25 protein-coding genes and 1 tRNA gene are annotated in these 21,702 nt (G+C 56.3%); 12 read left to right on the top strand and 14 right to left on the bottom strand.

Annotated features, from left to right (window positions below; genetic code table 11):
- The first annotated feature begins 312 nt into the window (after window positions 1-312).
- The 7 genes from AQUI_RS0120240 (at window position 313) to AQUI_RS0120270 (ending at window position 3,484) form a co-directional block, all read left to right on the top strand.
- Window positions 313-573 carry a helix-turn-helix transcriptional regulator gene (locus AQUI_RS0120240; RefSeq protein WP_027259135.1) on the top strand — a complete coding sequence of 87 codons (261 nt, stop codon included), beginning with the start codon at window positions 313-315 and terminating at the stop codon, window positions 571-573.
- Window positions 574-896: 323 nt separating this feature from the next.
- Window positions 897-1,178, top strand: a complete 282-nt coding sequence (locus AQUI_RS0120245) for a hypothetical protein (protein WP_027259136.1) — start codon at window positions 897-899, stop codon at window positions 1,176-1,178.
- 230 nt (window positions 1,179-1,408) lie between these two features.
- Complete coding sequence (locus AQUI_RS0120250; RefSeq protein ID WP_027259137.1) at window positions 1,409-1,666, top strand: hypothetical protein; 258 nt, start codon at window positions 1,409-1,411, stop codon at window positions 1,664-1,666.
- Entirely contained in the window at window positions 1,666-2,040 is a 375-nt protein-coding gene (locus AQUI_RS28490) for a hypothetical protein (RefSeq protein ID WP_051371947.1), read from the top strand. Before AQUI_RS0120250 ends, AQUI_RS28490 begins: the two co-directional genes overlap by 1 nt.
- 53 nt (window positions 2,041-2,093) lie before the next feature.
- Window positions 2,094-2,537, top strand: a complete 444-nt coding sequence (locus tag AQUI_RS28495) for a beta-sandwich lipoprotein (protein ID WP_035920121.1) — start codon at window positions 2,094-2,096, stop codon at window positions 2,535-2,537.
- Window positions 2,538-2,615: 78 nt separating this feature from the next.
- Window positions 2,616-3,305 (top strand): hypothetical protein, encoded by a 690-nt coding sequence (locus tag AQUI_RS0120265; protein ID WP_035920123.1) that lies wholly within the window; start codon window positions 2,616-2,618, stop codon window positions 3,303-3,305.
- Entirely contained in the window at window positions 3,302-3,484 is a 183-nt protein-coding gene (locus AQUI_RS0120270) for a helix-turn-helix transcriptional regulator (protein ID WP_027259139.1), read from the top strand. Before AQUI_RS0120265 ends, AQUI_RS0120270 begins: the two co-directional genes overlap by 4 nt.
- 421 nt (window positions 3,485-3,905) lie before the next feature.
- Here the strand turns inward: AQUI_RS0120270 and AQUI_RS0120275 are convergent, their stop codons facing one another.
- The 9 genes from AQUI_RS0120275 to AQUI_RS0120315 form a co-directional block, all read right to left on the bottom strand.
- Window positions 3,906-4,319 (bottom strand): hypothetical protein, encoded by a 414-nt coding sequence (locus AQUI_RS0120275; RefSeq protein WP_027259140.1) that lies wholly within the window; start codon window positions 4,317-4,319, stop codon window positions 3,906-3,908.
- A 92-nt stretch (window positions 4,320-4,411) separates the two neighbouring features.
- Entirely contained in the window at window positions 4,412-4,786 is a 375-nt protein-coding gene (locus tag AQUI_RS0120280) for a hypothetical protein (RefSeq protein WP_027259141.1), read from the bottom strand.
- Window positions 4,787-5,074: 288 nt separating this feature from the next.
- Window positions 5,075-5,272, bottom strand: a complete 198-nt coding sequence (locus AQUI_RS0120285; RefSeq protein WP_027259142.1) for a hypothetical protein — start codon at window positions 5,270-5,272, stop codon at window positions 5,075-5,077.
- Window positions 5,273-6,163: 891 nt separating this feature from the next.
- Window positions 6,164-7,177: a proline racemase family protein gene (locus tag AQUI_RS0120290; protein ID WP_027259143.1), complete on the bottom strand. Its 1,014-nt coding sequence runs from the start codon at window positions 7,175-7,177 to the stop codon at window positions 6,164-6,166.
- A 5-nt stretch (window positions 7,178-7,182) separates the two neighbouring features.
- Window positions 7,183-8,658: an aldehyde dehydrogenase family protein gene (locus tag AQUI_RS0120295; protein WP_027259144.1), complete on the bottom strand. Its 1,476-nt coding sequence runs from the start codon at window positions 8,656-8,658 to the stop codon at window positions 7,183-7,185.
- A 13-nt stretch (window positions 8,659-8,671) separates the two neighbouring features.
- Window positions 8,672-9,919 carry an NAD(P)/FAD-dependent oxidoreductase gene (locus AQUI_RS0120300; protein ID WP_027259145.1) on the bottom strand — a complete coding sequence of 416 codons (1,248 nt, stop codon included), beginning with the start codon at window positions 9,917-9,919 and terminating at the stop codon, window positions 8,672-8,674.
- A 58-nt stretch (window positions 9,920-9,977) separates the two neighbouring features.
- On the bottom strand, window positions 9,978-10,868 hold the full coding sequence (dapA, locus tag AQUI_RS0120305) for a 4-hydroxy-tetrahydrodipicolinate synthase (RefSeq protein WP_211236039.1): 891 nt from the start codon (window positions 10,866-10,868) through the stop codon (window positions 9,978-9,980).
- 58 nt (window positions 10,869-10,926) lie between these two features.
- Entirely contained in the window at window positions 10,927-12,177 is a 1,251-nt protein-coding gene (locus AQUI_RS0120310) for an NAD(P)/FAD-dependent oxidoreductase (protein ID WP_245596952.1), read from the bottom strand.
- Window positions 12,178-12,206: 29 nt separating this feature from the next.
- Window positions 12,207-12,914: an SDR family oxidoreductase gene (locus AQUI_RS0120315; RefSeq protein WP_027259148.1), complete on the bottom strand. Its 708-nt coding sequence runs from the start codon at window positions 12,912-12,914 to the stop codon at window positions 12,207-12,209.
- Between the two features lie 123 nt (window positions 12,915-13,037).
- Here AQUI_RS0120315 and gcvA point away from each other — a divergent pair, with 123 nt between their 5' ends.
- The gene (gene gcvA / locus AQUI_RS0120320; RefSeq protein WP_035920127.1) at window positions 13,038-13,910 is read left to right on the top strand and encodes a transcriptional regulator GcvA; all 873 of its coding nucleotides are present in this window, start codon (window positions 13,038-13,040) and stop codon (window positions 13,908-13,910) included.
- A gap of 302 nt (window positions 13,911-14,212) precedes the next feature.
- Here gcvA and AQUI_RS0120325 read toward each other — a convergent pair whose 3' ends face one another.
- Entirely contained in the window at window positions 14,213-14,974 is a 762-nt protein-coding gene (locus AQUI_RS0120325; RefSeq protein ID WP_027259150.1) for an NAD(P)-binding domain-containing protein, read from the bottom strand.
- 159 nt (window positions 14,975-15,133) lie between these two features.
- Window positions 15,134-16,225 (bottom strand): NADH:flavin oxidoreductase/NADH oxidase, encoded by a 1,092-nt coding sequence (locus AQUI_RS0120330; RefSeq protein ID WP_027259151.1) that lies wholly within the window; start codon window positions 16,223-16,225, stop codon window positions 15,134-15,136.
- Window positions 16,226-16,337: 112 nt separating this feature from the next.
- On the opposite strand from AQUI_RS0120330, the gene AQUI_RS0120335 reads away from it, so the two are divergent.
- The gene (locus tag AQUI_RS0120335; protein ID WP_211236040.1) at window positions 16,338-17,180 is read left to right on the top strand and encodes a LysR family transcriptional regulator; all 843 of its coding nucleotides are present in this window, start codon (window positions 16,338-16,340) and stop codon (window positions 17,178-17,180) included.
- A gap of 282 nt (window positions 17,181-17,462) precedes the next feature.
- Here the strand turns inward: AQUI_RS0120335 and AQUI_RS30920 are convergent, their stop codons facing one another.
- Both AQUI_RS30920 and AQUI_RS30925 read right to left on the bottom strand, forming a co-directional pair.
- The gene (locus tag AQUI_RS30920) at window positions 17,463-17,786 is read right to left on the bottom strand and encodes a hypothetical protein (RefSeq protein WP_156916886.1); all 324 of its coding nucleotides are present in this window, start codon (window positions 17,784-17,786) and stop codon (window positions 17,463-17,465) included.
- A 258-nt stretch (window positions 17,787-18,044) separates the two neighbouring features.
- A complete protein-coding gene (locus AQUI_RS30925; protein WP_156916887.1) occupies window positions 18,045-18,377 on the bottom strand; it encodes a hypothetical protein in 333 nt (110 codons plus the stop codon).
- 549 nt (window positions 18,378-18,926) lie between these two features.
- Between AQUI_RS30925 and AQUI_RS30930 the strand changes: the two genes are divergently transcribed.
- Both AQUI_RS30930 and AQUI_RS29435 read left to right on the top strand, forming a co-directional pair.
- On the top strand, window positions 18,927-19,178 hold the full coding sequence (locus tag AQUI_RS30930; RefSeq protein ID WP_156916888.1) for a hypothetical protein: 252 nt from the start codon (window positions 18,927-18,929) through the stop codon (window positions 19,176-19,178).
- 155 nt (window positions 19,179-19,333) lie between these two features.
- Window positions 19,334-20,317, top strand: a complete 984-nt coding sequence (locus AQUI_RS29435; protein ID WP_169730817.1) for a recombinase family protein — start codon at window positions 19,334-19,336, stop codon at window positions 20,315-20,317.
- Between the two features lie 554 nt (window positions 20,318-20,871).
- On the opposite strand, the gene AQUI_RS0120355 is transcribed toward AQUI_RS29435, so the two are convergent.
- Window positions 20,872-20,955 (bottom strand) — tRNA-Leu (locus AQUI_RS0120355).
- Window positions 20,956-21,173: 218 nt separating this feature from the next.
- On the opposite strand from AQUI_RS0120355, the gene AQUI_RS0120360 reads away from it, so the two are divergent.
- The gene (locus tag AQUI_RS0120360) at window positions 21,174-21,701 is read left to right on the top strand and encodes a Hint domain-containing protein (protein WP_027259156.1); all 528 of its coding nucleotides are present in this window, start codon (window positions 21,174-21,176) and stop codon (window positions 21,699-21,701) included.
- The last annotated feature ends 1 nt before the right edge of the window (window position 21,702 follow it).

Consider the following 21,702-nt stretch of genomic DNA (forward strand, 5'->3'; position numbering starts at 1 on the left):
CCTCTCCACTGGCGTCGGGATGGCCTTTGAAAAGGTGCTCAGGAACCTTGGTTCCCCTCCTGTCACAGTATTCGCGAACCTTCCAAAACCAGTGAGCCGGAAACAGGCCGACACGTTTTGCGCGTGTGACAAGCTGGACCGAAAACCCAGTCTCCTTTTGAAACTGGGCACGGTCAGATACCTCGAGGAATTCAGCAACTGTCTGGGGTCTATTCTCTTCATTCATGCGTACAGTTACTATGCATTACGTTTAGTTTATAAATACGCAAATTGTTCAGTGCTGCAATTCAGCTTCAAGGGTAGATATTGAACATGCTGGAAGACCAGGAAGACCATATTGAAGCCGTAGCAGCGCGCCTGAGGCGGGTCCGGGAGATACTCGGCCTCTCAAAGAAGGAGTTTGCGGAGCGGGCAGGCATGACCGAACAGGGCTACGGCCCCTTCGAGAACGCAAAGCGTGAACTATCCCTGACCGCCGCCAAAAAGTTAAGGAAACGCTACGGCTTGCCGCTCGAGTTCATGTACTTCGGGAAGATCGAAGACCTACCCACCAGAATCTCCAAAGAGCTGTAATCCAACCCTTCCGTAAGATCAGCCCAGAAATCCAAGGGCAGCCCCGAACGCTTGCGAGCCTCTTTTAGCAACCGCAAGAACCTTTCGTCGTCAGTATTCATTGGTCTTATTCCGCATCAGCTAGAGATGTTTTCGGGGGTCAACTGGCCTCTGACCACCAATGAGTTGCGCCAAATCTGCAATCTCAGAATCCCCCACCGGCAATAGCTGCGCTAAATCGTAGACCTGGCACTAACGCGAACTAAGCATTTTGTTTAGTTTTTATCTTGAGCTACGCATTTTGCTTGGCTTATCGATGGCGGTATCAACCGATGGAGGATTGAATGCAAGACCAAACCAACAGTGTGCTTCGGGATGCCCGCCAGATTGCCGGATCGCCCGAGAACTACCTTGACGACACCACCCTGTTCACGACCGCATGGGCCGCCATGAAGGCTGCGCGCGGCCAGGGCTTTGACCCTGCCCGCCTGCGCGCCGCGCATCTGATTGACCGGCCCGAACCCGCGCCGGAGCCGACCGACCAGACCCTCGCCCGTGTCGGCGCCAGGGTGCGCAGCCTAATCGCGGAAAAGAATATCACGGTGCCGCGCCGCGATGCAGCCTGACCCTGCATTCGCTGTCATGCCCTCTGATATCATGACCGCCGCCGGAGCGGCCTGCCGCCCGGCCCCACGCGGCCCGCCCGCACAAAAATAACTGACAAACCGGAGCCTGAAGGAGGATTGCACGCGCCGGTTTCTCTTGAGCATCTGCGCCACTGCCTTGCGGCGCGGACCGGCGCGGGCGGTGCAATCCTCCAAATTCTCGCCCGCGCCACCAATGAACAGGACACGCCATGACGATAGAGCAAGCAGACACCGCCGCGCGGTTTGCAGAGACCATCGCCGGTATGATCGGCAGGGACCGCCGCGACACCGTCGCCTGCGCCGTGATCGAGACCGGCGGACTTTACCCCTACCAGGCTCCAGCGCAGGCGCTGGTCGAGATCCAGCTGCACGGCATCTGCGCCACCGGCACGGGCGAAGACGAGGCAATCGACAACTGGATCGCCAAGGCGCGCCTGGCTCATTCCGGATCTGCAGGGGCTGAGTAGTGGAACCCACCCGGCAAGAAATCTACGCTGCGGCGCAGGATATGCAAAGCCGCTGCCCGTTCCGCCAGGCGATGCTGCTGCAGACGCTGGGCGGCAAGGTTTTCCCAGGCAGCGCCGATCCCAGCGACCGCTTTGATTACGATGCCGTGCGCTGGCACGTCTCCCTGCTGGGCATCACGGCCAGCGGCGACGACATGCCCAGCGCTCTGGACGCGTGGATCCGCTCGGCCCGGCTCCATCACACGCTCGACGGCTCCCGGGGCGCGACCGATGGGCGGCCCGATTGCCCCTACAGCGGCCAGGCGCCGTTGCCCAAAACACTCCCTGTTGCCGAGGCCAGAAACCTGCCGACGCATCAACTGGCCCGGGGTTAGCCCCCGGCCCTTTTTGAACACCCGCGGGATGGTACCCGCCGAAAGGAACGCAGATGAAGAAACTGAAATCCATCTCAGCCTATGGCTTGGCCGCGCTGCCCCTGGCCGCACTGACCCTGGCCGCTTGTAACGAGGATGACGCTGTAATTGCATCCCGCAACCTATCCAAAGCTGCCGATAACTTCGAAATCATCCGCAACATTGTGTTTTACAATACGTGGACAGACACCGAAGTGGTTTCGGTCTTGGGGCGATGCTCCATCGAGGATTACACGCAAAAGCTGGCGGCCGTCTGCAAGGACGGTGTGGGGGACTTCAAGAAGCACTACCTTGGACGCTCTGAGAACCTCTCCTATTTCGCGGTGCAGGCAGTGGGCGCGGACGTCTCGACCTTCCACACTCGCATCACATGGAAGCCCCAAAGCTTTCTCCCGGATATCGACCTGCACACCAGTGGCGAAGAATTGCTAGAGAACGCTTCCGAGGCAAACCAGTAGCCCACTTTTCCCTGGCGCGGCAGCCACCACTCACGAACCGGCCGCGCCCAGCGCCACAGAAACACTGGTAGAATCGAAATGAAGCCCCTGAAAGTTCTGATCGGCTGCGAGACTTCCGGCATCGCCCGCCGCACCTTTTCTGACCGTAACCATAACGTATGGTCCTGCGACATCGCGGCGGCCGAAGACGGATCGAACCCCCATATCCGCTGCGACATTCGCGACGGCATCCTATTTGAGGGCTGGGACCTGCTCGCAGTAATGCACCCACCCTGCACCCGCCTCTGCCGCTCTGGCCGCCGCTGGATGAGCGGCCCGGGAAAGTGGACTGAGCCGAAACAACTGCCCAAGGGCAAAAGCTGGGACGACATGCGCGCTGAGTTCGAACCCGGCATCAGCATCTTCACCGCCTGCTGGACAGCACCCATCCCGCGCGTTGCCATCGAGAACCCTGAAATGAACGACCTGGCTCGCGACAGGATGCCTGCCGATCTGCCCGCGCCGCAGATGGTGCAGCCGCACTGGTTCGGCGAACCGACGTACAAGGCAACAGGCTGGTATATTCGCGGATTGCCCCAGCTGGTCGAGACACAGCGCTTGCCGGAGCCTGAGCGGGGCACAGACGAATGGAAAAAATGGAACCGGATCCACCGCATGCCGCCCAGCGCGGAACGTGCTCGCCTGCGCAGCCGGTCTTTCCCAGGAATGATGAATGCCGCAGCCGACCAGTGGGGCGGCTGGGCCAGAAGGCAAGAGGCAGCAGTATGAGCGCTCAAATGAAAATCTATGCCCGGATCAAAGAGCGCCGCGATCTGTTCGGCATGAGCCGGGCGACCGTATACCGGCGCGCAAAGGAAAAGTGCTTCCCGATCTACAAGCGCAACGGCATGTCGGTGGTCAAAATCGAGGAAGTGACAGCCTGGCTTGAAGCCGAAACCCTATACTGATTTGCCTGGGGGGCCATCTGGGGAACCAGCAAATTCACCTCGCGCACCGCGCCATAAAAACAAGGGTTCTATTGAGAGTAAATGGTGCGCCTAAAGAGAGAAAGTTCGAACACTCTAATTGATGCACTCCTTGAGTGGGAAGAGAGAATCGAAGCCTTCAAATTGGAAAATGTACCGCCGGTTTAGCTCCAATCAGCTCTACCTGAAGATGCCATGCACGAAGAAAAACGACCTGGTTTCCAGGTCGTTTGCTTTTCTCGGGCGGAAATATCCCTCCGACCCCAACCGAACTTGCAGATAGGAACTCTACTTTGAATTTGGGAACACCTTGTGAACATCAATGTGCTCACGAGTAAATCGCTCTGAATTCTGAAACTCGCTTGACTGCGTGCAATCTCTAACCTGGCATTTTTTGGGACAGTTAAACACGGCGCAGAGCGAGTTTTAGCTGTCTCATAGCAGCTTGCAGGTCTCGAACTTGCCTGCGAATACGCTGAAAACTCTTCCACCTCTCAGCCAACTGGCGGAGCCTTTCCCTATTCTCGTCAAAAATCAGATGTTCCGAGGTATCGATACGCATAGCCAGGTCACCATAACCAGGCTTGAGCTCGTTCAGTGCAGTCCTGATTTCTACCACCATAAGATCCAACGCGTTTTCATCGTTAATGGCCAGCGGGTCCCCATCTTTCAGACGCTGCAACAGTTGCGGCAGGAACGGACGGAGGTTGTGGGCGGGACGGATACCAACTTCCTCCCATCCCTCGGCGAGCCATCGTCCTTGCCTTATTGATGAAAGAACGGCTTGCTCGAGCTGCTCATTGATTGCGTTCGCCATGGAAAATCTCCTTTGCTGAGGTGGTCACTGAAATGGGACATCATTGTCTCTCAAGAAGCCGAGGTGGGCAGGCAGACCCCGGCTTTGCTGTTTCATACTGGCTTCAGCGCATTGGGAGCATCAACCTGAGCTGAGATGTACATTCGCAGGTGATCGGATAGTTCATCCGACAGAAGACAGATGTTTTCCACAATGGGCGAGGTTGGATCGATCTCGGCGAAACACGCCGCCTCGATTCGGTCCGGATCGTGAACGTTTTCCAGAGTCAGCAAATCGTAGAGGCTGGTCAGATTACGCTCCATCCTGCGAGTCAGCTTTGGCTGGATTTCCAAATCATCCAACAGCGCCTGAACGCAACGAACTCCGGGCTGGCCACCGAGCAGGACGGACGCATTCTGCAGAGCTTCCGATTTCAGGTGGAAAAAATCCCTGAGATCTTTCAGGGGGTCGTGGTGTAAGTCGAACATTTTTCGTTCTCCTTCGCAGCACCCTCGCTTTCTTGCTCGGGTTTCAAGGGCGCCTGATTTCCTTCTTGGGTTTGCGCTAATGTCGGTTCGGAGAGGCTGCTGTCTCTCGCTGGTCACATTTTTTGGTTTGAATTGTTCTTTGTTTGGGGCTTCGAAAAAACTGCCCAAAACAAAGAAAATATGAAAACTAAGAACACTCACAGAATAGGTGTATCAGGTTCGATTGCCACTAATACCAACTCAACGCTGGCCTGCTCAAATTGCCAGTCAGGTTCCGTCTTTGAACTTTTATTGGCTATTCGTTCCAGTCTGTTCAAATTGTTGCAGATCCACTGCCTCAAAAAGATCCTTCATCATTCCAGCTTGGTCACGTGGAGGTAGGGGCGAACAACATTCTACGTTCATCTCGTCAAAAGCAGCCTGGATTTCCTGATACTGTTGAAATCGCCGCGCGATCCGCGCGGCATCGCTCGTAAGCACGATCATTTTCTTTCCTTACTGTGAACGTAAAAACTGCGTCATCCATTGAAAAGCGGGGTGCTCGCCGTTTGCTCCGCAACCATGTTTCTGAAAAGTGCACTCGATCATCAGCCCAGCATCAGCAGCCCTGTCCTCGCAATCCTGGATCTGGGAGAGAATTGCGGAAGGGTTCGCTGTTGCAGACTGGGCGTAGATAACGGCAGGATGGCTTGAGTTTGACATTTTTCACCTCATAAGTTGTGGGTATTTCACAGCAGTTCCTCAGATTGCAGGCTCCGCGAGTGTCAAGAAGGGAGGTCAGGCGAAGCATTCACGGGTTGGCAGCCGAAACCTCGATCCGAACCTAAACGCACATGTCACTCTATGTAGCACATCCATCAAACGGCGAACCGTACCCCAGCTCTTAGTTTTCACGCTGAACGCAATACATGGGAACCTACGAAAAAACCGAAGTCGATGTGAGAAGATAGCCGCGGAATTCATTCCACAAAGGACAAATAGCTTTCCCAATCCAGTATTTTTCTCATTTTTGTTTTGGTTGATTTGTCTCATGACTATTACATTGGCTATTCTGAGAAAACCGAAGCCCCCTCAACGAAAAAATTTTGAAAGGTGTAGCTGCGAGGCGAACCGACGACTGAATCGCGGGACTTTCCCGCCGTTCCCTGCAAGGGCTCAATCGGCGCTGCATCAGCGAAGGTGACCTGTAAGAAGGGCGGACAGTGGCCTTTCGCTGTGCGCGCGAAACGATCCTGCCACCTCGATAAAAGCGGACACTCGGGCGATCATGGATTACGGGTTTGCTCCGCAGCGGCACATGGCGGCTCTGAGCCCATTCAGTCAAATGCTGCGCGCTCGACAAACAGCACCGAGGAAGCCCGTATCAGCTGATCCACGTCACCCACCCCAAGTGTCCGACAGAATAAATCCGCTCGGAAATGGATCGCTGGGCTCCAGTCCGATCTGGGACATGCCATAGATCCAGCACTGACCGGTCACGCGTACACGACAGCCGCTGAAAGGCCCGATTTGTGCTTCTCTCAAGAGTTCGGCGCGGAATTCACCACCGATGATCGAGCGCGTCGTGATCTCATCACCCGGCCCGATCTCTCCCTTGGCGAGCAGCACGGCCATAGCGGAATTGGTGCCGGTTCCGCAGGGCGAGCGGTCGGCGCGAGCCGGCTTGAGGGTCGTGCAATGGCGCATAGCCCCGTCCGCTTCCCGCGCGCGGAACATCACGTAGGCCAGCCCGTGCACTTCGGGGATCTCGGGATGCGTAATTGCTGTTTGTTCGGCAATCTGGTCCCGCAGGGTGACGCCGATCTCGGCAAGCGCACGCGCGTTCTCCGGCGCAATTGCCAGCCTAATTTGATCCACATCGACCAGTGCATAAAACACGCCACCATAGCACAAGTCATAAGCCACGCGGCCCCATTCAGCCGTCTCCACTTCGCCTGATGCAGCTACGAACGAGGGTGGCATGTCCAGACTGACACCCGTGACCTTGCCGTCCCTGCAGCTGGCCGTCGCTTGCACCAATCCGGCGGCCGTATCCAACGTCACCACGGTTTCCGGTTCGACCATCTCCATCATCCCGGTTTCCAGTATGGCCGTGACAGCACACATGGAATTGGACCCCGACATGGCGTGGGCCTGATCGTTTTGTAGCACAATCATGCCGAAATCGGCCTCCGGATGGCAGGCCGGTGGGATCAGCACGAAGGAATGGTTGGCGGCGGCGCGTGGCTCGGAACAGAGCCAGCGGCGCAAGCTGTCGTCCACTTCGTTGATATGGGCCAGCTTGGCCGCCATTGTGTCGCCGGGAATGTCCAGAACACCGCCGGTGATGACCCGCCCGATCTCACCTGCACAGTGAACATCGACGGTCTGCAGCGTGCGCTTCCACCGCATGGTTCTTACTCCTTGATGTACCAGCCCCACGGGGACGAGCGGTCGTAGGTCGTGATCTGCTTCGTCTCGAGGTAGTTGTTGAAGCCCCATTCCCCCAGTTCACGACCGATGCCGGACTGTTTGTAGCCACCCCAGGGCGCTTCGGTGAAGGTTGGCTGCGAGCAGTTGATCCAGACGATCCCGGCACGGAAGGCGCGAGCGACGCGTTCCGCCCGGTCCAGATCGTTGGAGAGAACCGCTGCCCCAAGGCCAAAGCGCGATGCGTTGGCCAAATCAATCGCCTCTTCTTCGGTTGCAAACCTGCGGATGCAAACGACGGGGCCGAAGATTTCCTCGTTCCAGATCCAGGCATCGGTGGGCACGTCGGTGAAAATCGTCGGCTCCACGTAACAGCCGTGTTCCAGCCCTTGGGGAACGCCGCCGCCGGTGGCCAAGGTGGCTTCGGCCTTTCCCTTTTCGATGGCGGCCAGCACTTTGTCGTGTTGCGACGGGCTGACCAGGGGGCCCAGCAGAACACCATCGTCCAGCCCATGGCCGATCTTGATCTTCCGGGTTTCCGCCACCAGCCGTTCCATCAGTGCGGGATAGATGTCCTCGTGGATCAGCACCCGGCTGGTAGCCGAACAAACCTCGCCCTGGTTCCAGAAGATACCGAAAAGGATCCATTCCACCGCTTCGGCGATATCGGCATCCTCGAAAACCACCATCGGGGATTTCCCGCCCAATTCAAGCGAGATGGTTTTGATGTCCTGCGCGGCGGTGGCCATGATCCGCGATCCGGTGGGAACTGAGCCGGTAAAGGCCAGTTTGTCGACATCCGGATGTTCGGTCAGCGGCTGGCCCGCATCCGGACCGAAACCGGTGACAATGTTCAGGACACCGTCTGGTAGCCCCGCCTTTTGCGCAATGACGCCCAATTCCAGTGCGGTCAGCGGCGTCAGCTCCGAGGGTTTTAGAACCATGGCACAGCCTGCAGCCAGGGCCGGCGCCACCTTCCAAGCCGCCATCAACATGGGGAAGTTCCACGGAATGATGGCACCCGCAACGCCGACCGGGTCCTTGACCGCCTTGGACTTGAATTCATCCATGGATAGCGCGATTTCCTGTTCGGCGCTGTTGTCGAACCGTTCGGCCATGTCGGCGTAGAAGTGGAAACACCCGGCGGTGTCCTGGATGTCCCAAACGGCCTCTGGCAGGGGCTTGCCGTTGTCGCGGACTTCCATGTGGGCCAGTTCATCTGTACGAACCGTAATCTCGGTGGCCATCTTGCGCAGGATGGTGGCGCGTTCGGCACCGGTCATGCGTGGCCAAGGGCCATGGTCAAAAGCTGCGCGCGCGGCCTCGACGGCAGCATCGATGTCTCGGGCACTCCCTGCCGCGACCTGATGGAACACGCTTCGATCCGAAGGATCGACGACATCGAACATTTTTCCGGAGGCGGGCGCGACCCAGGCGCCATTGATGAACAAGTGGTTTTGCATCGTTTGCGATCCTTTAGAAACGGTCAATTCGGTAAGGGGACATGTCCAGCGCCGGTTGGCCACCGGTGATCAGATCCCCCATCAGATGGGCACAGGTCGCCGCATAGGTCAGGCCAAGGTGACCGTGCCCGGTCGCATAAAACAGACCCGGTGTTTTGGCCGAGGCCGACATCACGGGAATGGTGTCCGGGAAAGCCGGGCGGTGTCCCATCCACTCGGTGAAATCTTCGACCTTCAGGTTCGGCAACGCCTCGCGGGCGCGCCTCACGGTAATTTTCGCGCGCCGATAGTCCGGGGCTGCATCCAGCCCGGCCATTTCAACCGTGCCACCCACCCGGATGCCATCTGCTGTTGGGCTGACCATGAAGGCCTTGGCCGGCCAGATGATGGAATGCGCCATCTCGATCCCCGGCGCCATGATCTGAGTATGATAGCCGCGTTCCGTTTCCAGCGGCATCAGCTCACCCAGCAGCTTGGACAGCCGCGCCGTAAAAGCCCCGGCGCTGAGGACCACCTCATCTGCTCTCAAGACCCCCGCGCCCAAACGGACCCCGGTGATCCGCTCGTCGCGTTCAAATCCGGTGACATCAGCCCGGCGCACCACCCCGCCAAACCCCTCGAACCGCTCGACAAGGCGCAAAACGATCTTCTGCGGATCAGCCACGGTCCGATTGTTCGGCAACAAGACAGCCTTGGTGATTTTCTGGGTGATTTCCCGCTCCAACGCACGGATCGCGGGTGCATCCAGCACATCGTAGTCGAATCCGAACCGGTCCAGCATGTCGATGCGCTCACGGTCCGCCTGGAATTCCGCTTCATTGGCGTAAAGCGACAGACACCCTGCATTCGACATTTGATCGACGATCCCGATCTCGCGCATCAGCGCCTGCGTGTCCGCCAGCGCGTGCTCACAAAGGGCCGCCCCGGCCGCCTCCAATCTGCGCACCGCCGAAGGACGGCTGGCCGCCAGAAACCGCAGAAACCACGGGATCAGGCGCGGCATATAGCGCGGGCTGACCCAGATTGGGCCTTCTGGGTCCATCATCCAGCCCGGGATCTGTTTCCAGGTCGAGGGGCGCGCGACTGGCATGAACTCGGTCACCGCAATCGACGCCATGTTTCCGAAAGATGCGCCAGAGCCGGGAGCATCCCGGTCGATCAGGGTAACGGAACGGCCCCGTTTTTGCAGATCATAGGCGATGGCGGCGCCGATCACCCCTGCACCGATGACAATTGTGGATGTCGATTGCGATGTGCTCATGACGCGCACCTTGTAAGTGGGGTCCGAGAGCCACCGAAGCAGCTCCCGGAGCTTCGGATCACATAGCCTGGATCGGTGCCAGCGCCTCTTTCAGCGCGGCCTTTTCTTCGTCGGTCAGCGGACCCAAGGGGGCACGGCATTCGCCGACCGGCAGCCCCTGAAGCTCGCAGCCATATTTGATCTTCTGCACGAACTTGCCGCTTTCGAGGATATTCATCGCCCGGTAGAGCTTGGCCATGATCTCCTTGGCCCTGGCCAATTCCCCTGCCTTGTAGGTGCGGTCCAGATCACAGCAGGCCTGAGCCAGGAAGTTCGAGGGGCCACAAATCCAGCTGTCTGCCCCCCAGAACATGAAGTCCAGCGCGATGTCGTCCGAGCCCGAGATCAGCTGGATCTTGCCCTCGTAACGGGTAGAAATGTCGATGGCGCGTTGCAGCACACCCGAGCTTTCCTTGATCCCGATGACGCGTGGGTTGTCGGCAAAGTGATCCATCAACTCGAACGAAATATCCGACCCATCCTTGGCCGGGTAGCTGTAGAGCACCAGGTTCACGTCGACCTCGGCCAGCACGGTTTCATAGTGCTTGATCAGTTCGTCCTGGGTTGGGCGGGTGTAGAAGGGCGGCGCCAGCAACACGTTGTCATAGCCGATTTCCTTGGCCATGGCGGTCTGCTCGATCACCTCGCGGGTGGCGGGCGCGTTGGTTCCGGCGATCAGGATCTCATCGTCATTGGCGAAATCCTTGACGAATTGCAGAACCTGACGGCGCTCTTCGGTCGACTGGCTGAAGTATTCACCCGTCGATCCGTTCGGCACCCAGCCGGTCACACCGGCCTCGCGGAAATGGGTCAGCAGGTTTTCAAAAGCCTCAAAATCGATCTTGTTGTCGGTATCGAACGGAGTAACCAGAGCGGGCATCACGCCCGAGAGTTTCACGTTGAAGGACATTGGTGTTTCCTTTGTTCAGAGAATGGCCAACCCGCTCAGGCGAACTGGCCGATCACAATCAGATGACGGCGCGCTCGATCACGCGTTCACCTTTGGCAAAGCGCTCATAGAGGAATGGCGACAGATCCATCGAGCGAAACTCGCCATAGATGATCTGTTCGGCCACACCGCGACCCACCGCGGGTCCCTGTTGCGAGCCATGCCCCGAGGACCCGTTAGTAAAGTGGAAATTCGACACCTCGTCATGTGGACCGATCACCACGTTGTAGTCGAAGGTGTTGAAGTCATAGTGCCCCATCCAGAAGTCGATGATTTCCACATCTTTGAACTGCGGGATGCGGTTCGAGATGATCGGGTGCACCTTGTCTTCCCAGATGGTTTCCTCGGCCGAAAAATCGTTGACGTCGACAGTTGCGTCTTCCCCCAGCGGCGGGCAGCCAACAAGGTAATCGTCGCCAAACTGCCGAAAATGCACGCCTGTTGGGTCGATGGTCAGCGGCAGGTCGCGGTCAAGCGGTTCCTTGGCGCGGAAGATGAATGTGTAACGCCGCTTAGATTGGATATCGAGGTCCACCCCGGCCATATCGGCAACCACTCCGGCACGCGTACCGGCGGCATTGACAATGGCACCGGCGTCAATTGTCTCACCCGTGGCAAGGGTTACGCCGGTTACCCTGTCGCCTTCACGGCCAATCGCGGAGACCGTGTTCTGCGCATAGTCGACGCCCAGTTCGACCGACTTCTTGATCAGCCATTCGACCATCAGAGGTGCGTTGTAATACCCCTCGTCAACGGTGTTCAGACTGCCCGCCTCGATGTCATCGAGCTTGTAGAAAGGATAGGCAGCCGAAATTTCGTCGGGTGTGACCATGCTGGTGCCCGCCCCGCATTCTTTCTGGACGCTTTGGTCGCGTTTCAGGACCTTGGTCAGATCGGCATTGTCGGACAGATAGAGATACCCAAAGTTGCGAATGCTCAGTTCAGGCACTTTTGGATCGCCACCGAGGTTTTCCCGGAAGTTGCGCACGAACTCTGCCGCATATTGACCAATCTTAACATTGATCGGGTTGGCGAATTGCTGGCGCATGCAGTTGTTCGATGCTCCGGTCTGCGCCTTCGAGAAAGTCGGATCGGGCTCGACCACCAGAACCTTACCCTTGAAATCGGGGTTCGAGGCAAGGAACCAGGCAGTGCAGGCCCCCATGGTGGCGCCACCGATGATGACAACGTCATAGGCGTCATGTTTCGGGGTTGCGGAAAACACAGGGAGATCCATCTCCCATGAGGAGTCTTTCGAAGTCGGTTTCATGATTTTGTCTTTCGTTGCTGCAGGCCGGATCAGACCGAGCGGGTGATGCCGCCGTCGACGCGGATATTTTGACCGGTGATATAGGCGCCGCCTTCCGAGGCGAGGAAGCCAACCGTGGCCGCGATCTCGTCATAGGATTTTCCGTAGCGTTCCATCGGGATCTTCGCCAGGAAGTCCGGATTTTCCGGTAGGCTGTCGATAAAGCCCGGCAGAACGTTGTTCATACGCACGTTATCCGCGGCGTATTTGTCCGAGAACAGTTTGGTGTAGGCGGCCAGACCGGCCCGCATCACGCCGGAGGTCGGGAAAACCGCGTCGGGTTCGAAGGCCGCGAAGGTCGAGATGTTGATGATCGTGCCGGATTTCTGTTCGATCATGATAGGAGCAACGATCCGCGCGGCGCGCACGGAGTTCAGGAAGTAGACCTCCATACCCTCGTGCCAATCTTCATCGCTGATTTCGAGAACAGGTGCCCGGGGACCATGACCGGCCGAATTCACCAGCACATCCACGCGGCCCCATTTTTCCATGACTGCATCGACCAGTTTTTGCATGTCTGCGCTGGACTTGTTGGTGCCGGTGACACCGATGCCACCCAGCTCAGCCGCCAGCGCCTCGCCCTTGCCCGACGATGACAGTATGGCGACGTTGAAGCCGTCGGCTGCAAGACGACGCGCACTATCTGCCCCCATGCCGCTGCCACCACCCATGATGATTGCCACTTTCTTGTCAGCCATTTTTCCGTCTCCGTGATGTCTATGTTGCCGATCTGGATCCAAAATGGCGCTCTTTCGGGTGTTTGACTAATCAGTAATTCTGCTTTAACCCTGTAGAAATTCTACCTCCTTAGGCAAGATCTGATGCGCAAATTCCCCCCATTGAACTCGTTGAAAGCTTTTGAGGCTTCGGGGCGTCACCTGAACTTCAGGCTTGCTGCCGAAGAGCTTGGCGTCACGCAAGGTGCCGTCGCCCAACAAGTACGTGCACTCGAAGAGTTGTTGAAAATCAAACTGTTTGAGAGGCGGGCACGAGGGCTATCCCTGACGGACGAAGGTCGGAAATACCTTCCGCCGATCCGCCGTGCCTTTGACATGATGGCCGAGGCGACCGGCAACCTGTCGCCGCAAGACGCCGTGGTAACGATCAGTTCTACCCCATCCTTTGCCACACGATGGCTGGTGCCAAAGCTGGGAGAATTTGCCCAGGATCACCCTGACATCCGCGTTCGCCTGGATGCATCGAACGCCCTTGCGAATTTTCAGACCGACGGGGTCGACATTGCGATCCGGCAGGGCAAACCGCCCTTTGGGCCGGGGCTTGTGGCCGAGCCGCTTTTCGCCGCCGAACTGGTCGCTGTTTGCCACCCGGATCTTGCCACAGGTCCGAACCCGATCCGGTCACCAAAAGACCTGTTCAACCACGTGTTGCTTGAGGACACGCATGGCCAATGGCCTCTCTTCCTTGAAGCTGCCCTTGGAGAATTGCCGGTGTCGGACATGAAAACCATGGCATTCAGCCAGACATCTCTGGCTATTGATGCGGCAATAGCCGGTCAGGGCGTTGCACTGGCCAACCGCGAGTTCGTGGAAGGCGACCTTCAGGCCAATCTCCTTTGCCAGCCCTTTGCATTCTCGACGAAAACCTCGGAAGGGTACTATGTGGTCGCTCCCCGTGAACCACGAAATCCAATGATCGTTGCAACTGTCAGAGAATGGCTGACTGATCAGGCATAGCCCAAAAGGAAAAACTGGAGAAAGCGCCTTGGTCTACCAACGGGTTTTTGGCTTCGGCTTTGGTAAGTGATTGAAACCGACCACTCGAACTGTTCGCACAAAGGGTAATGCAGCCCGCGTTTTTGTCATGCAGACTCCCGAAATGCTGCAGGTTCACGAGCGGCATTGCGAAAGCTTCACGATTGCCTTGACCGTCGAGCCGAAAAGCGGCTCTGGGCCGTCCTGAAAGACGGCCCATGCTATTAGGCTTCAACGGCTTTCCGAGCGCCACGCGTTCGAAAATTTGCGCGCACTTCCATCCTTCAGCTCTCACCTGAAAGACGTTTGCCAAGATCGTCCAGGCCACGTTTGGCAGCCGCGAATGCGCCGTCACATTCCATCTGTTCCCGGAACTGTCGGTTGAGACCGCCTGGTGTGTTCAGCGCCTCGATCAACTCGGGTAGGACCTTACGGGCGTCCATTGGTTTGGCCATCAGTGATCCACCAACCAGCAGACGCAGGAACTGTTCAGATCCGTGATAATCACCGGTCCGCGTCGCCAACCAGTCAACGGCAGTCGCCAAGAGCTTGACTATGGGTGACAGAACGGCTTGTGCGGCGAGGAAGTCATTAAGCGCGGCCTCGCTCGCCACGGACACCACGGTGTTGGAGGCGCCAAAAATCGCGTCAATGGTATCCGACTGCGGATAGGTGAGCACCGGCGAATTGCCTTCAGCAATCGACGGAAAGGGGATCATGATCGCCTCGAATTCGGCGGGCGCAATCAGCTTTTTGATTTCATCCGTCTCGATGCCTACCATGAAAGAGATGACCTTTTGCCCCGCGCGAAACGAGAGTGGGGCCAATGCGCCGGGCGCGGTTTCTGCTGTCGTGCCCAAAAATACGACTTCGGCATGATCCACAATCGCCTGCATATCAGCCACGGACACATTCCCATGCGCCGCCGCCAAGGCCGAAGAACGTGTGGTGCTGCGTTCGCTGATCCAGAGATCATGCCCATCCGCGACACAGCCCTGCGCCACGGCGCTGGCGATACTGCCAAACCCAAGAAAACCAAGCTTCATTGTCAAAGATCCTTCATCAATCGCCGCGTAAAGTACTCGCTGCATGGGTTTGCGGGCGGTGGTGGCATCGCCAAGGCGACACCTGCCTTAGCCCATTCGGGGTGATAGGCGCGAGAAGGGTCTTTTGGCTAACCGTTCTCGGGACAAGCGGACGCGTCCTCAGGCGCCCACGAAGAACCCGTAATTTTCTGCAAGGACGTGCCGCGTTTCGACGCCGAGTTCCTTTGCGGCAGTGAAAGCCCAATGGGGATTGCGCATCATTTCCCGGCCCACGAGAACGATGTCTGCTTTTCCTGCGGTGATGATCTCGTTCGCTTGCTCCGCCCGCGTGATCGCCCCGACAGCCATGGTGGGCATCATAGCAAGCTTGCGCACCTCGCCGGCCATATCCGGCTGCTCCGGTGTTCGCCCGTTGATCGCCCCTCGGGCCTCGGGCACGGCTCCCCCCGCCGAGCAGTCCAGGATATCGACCCCGCGCTCTTTCAGCCAACCGCCGATTTCAGCCATATCTTCGACGGTCAGCCCGTCGGGGGCAAAGTCGTCGACCGATAGCCGGACCGCGAGAACGCGATCTGCCGGCCAGACCTCCCGGACTTTTTCAACAGTTTCGAGCAGGAAACGCGCGCGGTTTTGCGGCGAGCCGCCATATTCGTCGGTGCGCGTATTCACAAGCGGCGTCAGGAACGAATGGAGCAGATAGCCATGGGCGCAATGCACTTCGAGCAGCTGATAACCCGCGTCGCACGCCAGCTTGGCGGCATTCACGAATTGTCCTTGAATTTCCTGGATCTCAGAAACAGTCAGTGCTTTGGGCTGGCGCCAAAGCCGTTGCTCCGTTGGATCGAACCGCTCCGAAGTCGGGCTTACTGGACTCCACCCGCCGTTCTCATCGGAGATGTGATTGCCGCCATCAAGCGCAGTCGCCGCGCTACCTTTTCGGCCGGAATGAGAGATCTGGATGCCCGCCACTGCCCCATGGGCGTTAAGGAAGGACACAATCTGCGAAACTTTTTCGGCTTGTGCGTCATTCCAGAGGCCCGCGCAGCCGTTTGATATGCGACCCGTGGGTGACACAGCAGTGCATTCCGCCATCACCAAACCCGCACCACCCACAGCTCGCGCCCCGAGATGTACCAAATGCCAATCTGTGGCGGCGCCCTCCACGGACGCGTACTGGCACATCGGAGACATCCCGATACGGTTCTTGAAGGTGACGTTATTGATCACTAATGGAGAGAAAAGATCTGGCATGGCCACCTCATTCGATTTTCAGCACAAACGAATGCAAAACCGCGATTCAGGCAAGACAAGAATTTTTCAAGATGTATAATTTCAGATTATGAATGAATCTGACCTTCCATCCATGACATCCATTCGGACCTTTGTCCTGTTTGCTGAGCATGGCAGCGTATCCGGGGCGGCAAGGGCCATGAACGTCACCCAACCGGCAGTCACGCAACAAGTGCGCGCACTTGAGCGGCATCTGGGGATCAAGCTGGTTAAACGCCATAGGCGCGGAGTGCTGTTGACGGATGACGGACAAGTTCTTGCCCAGTACCTGCGAAGGGGCTTTGGCGAGATACGCAAGGGTGTCCGCGCCGTCATGGCGAACAAAGCTCCGAAAGCGATACGGGTCACGACATCTCCCAGCTTTGCCGCGTATTGGCTTGTTCCCCGCGTTACATCCTTTCAGGCGGCGCATCCCGGCGTGAGTGTTCAGCTTGACTTGAGCGCAGAGACGCGCGCGCTCGAAGACACCGGGTTTGATGTTGCCATAAGGTATTGCCGCGATCAGGACTTGCCACCGGGGGTATCGCCGCTTTTTGAAGTCGCCCTTAATGTCATGTGCCACAAAGATTTGGCACCGGCAAAGCCTTGGACACATGAAAAGCTGCAAGCATTGCCCTGGTTGCAGGAGCTTGGCGTATCGGATGTCAAAAACTGGTTTGTGCGTCACGGCATGAGCGATTCTATTCCTGAACAGATTTCCGAGATGCCCGGCAACCTGATCATCGAGGCCGTCCGCCGTGGGGAAGCCGTGGCCTATTCCGTGTGTGACTGGGTCTCATCGGATTTGGAAAGCGGCGAGTTGGTGGAAATCTGGCCAAGCCGAGAAAAGGGCTTCTATTACGCGGTCACTGAAAGCGGCAGTCCAGCTCTCGAGCGATTCTTAGACTGGTTGGTCAAGGAGGCGGGCGGGCACTGAGCGCGCACCGGCGGCTAAGACGAACTCGCGCAAATCAAGTTTTTTTATCGTGGAGGAGCATTGATGCATGCGCTAACGGAACACTGGTTGGCCAAGGTAAGTTCACGCTCATGACACCAGAAAGCCGTCTGCTTGCGGAAGTTCGCACCAAAAGGAAACGGTTGATCTGTCCGCACCGCGTTAGATCGCATGTCTCTTAATTTCTCAGAAGCTGCGAATGTCGGCAATGACGGGCCGCACCGCAGCATTCGAGTTGGCCGGTCTATGGCATGTATGGGCCGCTCACGGCATTTGTGAGGAAGGGCGGATAGTGTAAATTCGCTGCAGGCGCGAACCTGAACAATGTGACTTCGGATAGCAGACGGCTTTGATGCTGTAACCGCCCCCCGACGGCATCGACGTGCCAAGGTGGGATCGCAACAATCCATATTGGTAAATCGCCGCCGTTAAACAGTTTCCGTCAATACGACGATGACGCCCCTGAATCCCGGAATTTCGTGCCTCAAGCTCCTTCAGCGAACCTTGGAAAAATCGGTCCAAGAATTCGAAGGCATCATTGGGGAAGTCATCCTCGTCCGCCTTGGTGAATTCCTTTCGAAGACGCATGTTCGATGACCTGGGCAACTCAGCCGCGACCGCTGGTTCATGGCCATCAGAACAGTTCCCTTAGGGAATAGCTTTGCTGAGGAACTTTCGAGACCAAGCTGTGTAAGACCCGTCGAATCAAGCGGCGGCAACGTCTGCAAACGCCCCCTCAGGGTGTCCTCATCCTTCAACCATTCGAGCAATGTTTCGGGTTTATGGAAGGAAAAAACACGCCTTGAACGAGGCTTTGGATCCCGCATAAATCGGAAAAAAGTCTCATCACTTGTGCTTTCGTAATCGAAGACAAGGATACTGTCCCATTTGGCCAAATGGGCGGGCAATGCAGCCATTTTTTTTCCGACTGCTCAGCAACTCCGCTGAGCGTGACACCCGCATTTTTGCTTCGATCACACCAGCAGCCTTGCCCGAGACGACCAGAAGATAGTCACAAGGACCTGATTTAAGGTGGAATTCTCGAACAGCCACGCCCAGGGAAGCATTCCTATTGAAATCCTCAGGGTTTTGAGTTTCCCAGCCCGCTGCGTGCAGCAAACAGTCAATCTTCTCTCTTGCGTGATCTTCTGGCCCAAGCAATTTTTTTTCCTCGAACAACCTGTTCGGGACCCTTTCAACTCAAAGGCGAACATCAAGAAGTTGCGATACATGGCACTCAAGACAACACACGGCGTTTTAACGTTTGAAAGTTTGTGATATAGAGACGAAGGTTTCATTTGAAGCTGAAGAGTAGAAGAGGACCACCCTTTCCAAACACAGCCATTGTTGTGGCCAATGTAGACGGTTCCATGGTGCTTGAACGGCAATTCAAGCCACCAATCGTGATGTCGATGCATTTGGTCTGCTTTGTTTGCCCTTTGTTTGGGCCAGAAAGGATGATCCGATGACAAAATCTCCAAAATCCACAATACCAGCTTGTTTTGGGGTGAAAAGTTTGAATTTTCAGCGTTCAGAAAAAATTCCTAAGACAAGATTTCAAAAAAAGAGACCGCCTTGCCTTCGGATTTCACGAAACCGGCCAATGTCTGTTTTGAGCTGCATGAATAGCTCTTCCCGGGCAGTAACTCACGTCCGTCCATCTTGAGAGGCACCAAACGCAGGTGCCCAAGTGTGAATTCTACTTCGGTAGAGAAAACGGAGGCTGGCATGAATATTCCTATTTTGGACAACGGACAACATCATACGCAAGAGGGCGCTCCCCCTGGAACACCTTTGAAAACAACATCGGTTGACGTCGATCGGTATCAAGAATTGCTCGACGCTCCGGATTTGTCTGATGAAGAAAAACAAAATCTTCTGCAGGCCCTTTGGACAATAATCGTGTCGTTGGTTGAGCTTGGGTATCAAGTACATCCACTGCAGATGCCTTCAAAAGAAAACCCACCGACAAAGCGGTAAGGCACACAAACGGTGCAGGAACAGAGGAAAAATCTACGACCCGAATGGTTAGCCCAGTTCCAGTTGCTTTGGTTACGTTGGTACGAGATTCTTCCTGCATTGCAATCTTATTAGCAAGCTCATTGTTGGACTTTGAACGGTCGACTGGAGGAACTATGACTACAAAACATATTCAAAGTGAAACCCCGGTATTGGCAATCATCTATTGCCGCGTTTCAAGCGCAAAGCAAAAGATAGAAGGGAGCGGCCTACAATCTCAGGAACATCGGTGTAGAATGTATGCGGAAACACATGGCTACCATGTAGAGGCAGTTTTTCCAGACGATTTTACCGGCGGTGGAGATTTCATGGCCCGGCCAGGAATGGTGGCCCTTCTCAGTTACATAGATGCTCAGCCGACCAAAAACTATGTGGTGATTTTCGACGATCTCAAACGGTTCACACGAGACACTGAGTTCCACAAAAAGCTACGTCGAGCATTTCAAGATCGAGGTGCTCGAATTGAATGCCTGAATTTCAAGTTCGATGACAGCCCAGAAGGAATGTTCGTTGAGACTATTGTGGTGGCGACAGGTGAACTGGAGCGTCAGCAAAACAAACGGCAATCATTTCAAAAAACGAAAGCACGCCTCGAAATGGGATACTGGGCAAGCAAGCAGCCCGTAGGTTACAAATTCAAAAAATGTAGAGTCCACAGATTGCTATTGGTTCGAGACGAGCCAGAGGCTTCCATTCTTGAAGAAGCCTTGAATGGGTTTGCAAATGGGCGCTTCCGATCGCAGGCAGAAGTGAAGCGTTTTCTCGAATCCCATGCAGGATTTCCGAAAGATCTCCCCAATGGTAAGATTCGCGCCACGAAAGTAACGAGGCTACTGCGGAATCCGGTCTACGCCGGATGCATTAAATCTGCTGGCTACGATGTGTCACTCAGGAAGGGACAGCACGAACCACTGATTTCCTTTGAAACATTTTCGCGCAATCAGGAGTTTCTGGACGTAAAAAAGCGACCAGCCGCGAGGAAAGACATTCACAAAGATTTTCCTCTACGAAATTACGTTCTGTGTGATGATTGCGGCAAACCAGTGACTTCCTGCTGGTCCCAAGGAAAAAACAAAAAAATATCCATATTATCGGTGTGACACATTCGGCTGTCCGTCAAAGGGAAAATCCATCCCGAGATCCAATATTGAGGACGAATTTGCATGCATTATTCAGAAAATGCAGCCTACCCAAAAGCTCTTCGACATTGCTGAAGCGATGCTGACGGATGCGTGGGAAATGCGCCAATCGGAAGCACGAAGCAAGAAGGAGGAGATGACCAAACACCTGAGAAAAGTTGAGAAGGATATCGAGACCACGGTGGATCGCCTCATCGAAGCAACAAACCGGACTGTGGTATCCGCCTATGAACGACGCATACAAAAACTCGAAGAGGAAAAGATCCTTTTGGAGGAAAAATCTCAGAATTGCTTGCCTGCCCCAGGCCATTTTGAGGATTTTATTGAACACTCGCTGAGATTTTTAGCAACCCCTTGGGAAATATACAAAAATGGTGACCTTCCGCTGAAACAACTGGTGCTGAGGTTAGCGTTTTCCGAGCGTCTTCGATACTCCCGGAAAAGCGGTTATCGAACACCAAAAGTGTCATTACCTTTCAAGCTGTTAGCTGACGCTCAAGAAGATAAGTCTCATTTGGTGCGGGTGAAGGGACTCGAACCCCCACGCCAAAGGCGCCAGAACCTAAATCTGGTGCGTCTACCAATTCCGCCACACCCGCACGCACACAAAGCACCGCTTTGCGTGTCGCGGTGATTATCAAAGGACAGCGGCGGATGCGAGCGGAAAACGCAGCCTCGGACACCCTGTGTAAAACGGCAACAATCCGTCCGCATAATTGCAACAATGAGCAGACTTTCGCCGGAAAAGGCTGGGCCTGGAATCCGGTTCTGGCATAGATTCACAAAAAAGTCTGAGGCAGACAGAGCGAGTAACAACATGAAACCTTTTGGGAATGCGGCCTTGCGCGCGCAATTGGCGATGCGCGGCCAAGCACAGCCCCGGCGGCTGTATCAAGGCAGCCAGAACATCAGCCTGCTGCGCGGCACCATCGTGCTGACCCGCGAGGGCCAGCGCGCAGCGGAAGAGGTCAAAGCAGGCGACAGCCTCATCACACGCACCCAGGGCATGGCCCGGGTAGAAGCGGTCCGGACCCGCCGTGCAATGCTGCAAGCCGTGTGCATTTCGGCCGGCTCACTTGGCGACACCTGCGCAGACAGCGACCTGACCGTCCCCTGGGACCAGCGGATCCTGGTGCGCGACTGGCGCGCCAAGGCGATGTTCGGCCAGCCGCAGGCTGTGGTGCCGGCCTATGAGCTGGTGGATGGCGAATTCATCCGCGATCTGGGGCTGCAGATGATGGATCTGACGATCCTGGAATTTTCCCGCCCGCATGTCATTTATGCAGGCGGTCTGGAACTGGCGGCCGCCGCCGCGCCGGAAGAAGACCTGCGCCCAGCGGCTTGAG

The sequence above is a fragment of the Leisingera aquimarina DSM 24565 genome (assembly GCF_000473165.1).
Classification (GTDB): domain Bacteria; phylum Pseudomonadota; class Alphaproteobacteria; order Rhodobacterales; family Rhodobacteraceae; genus Leisingera; species Leisingera aquimarina.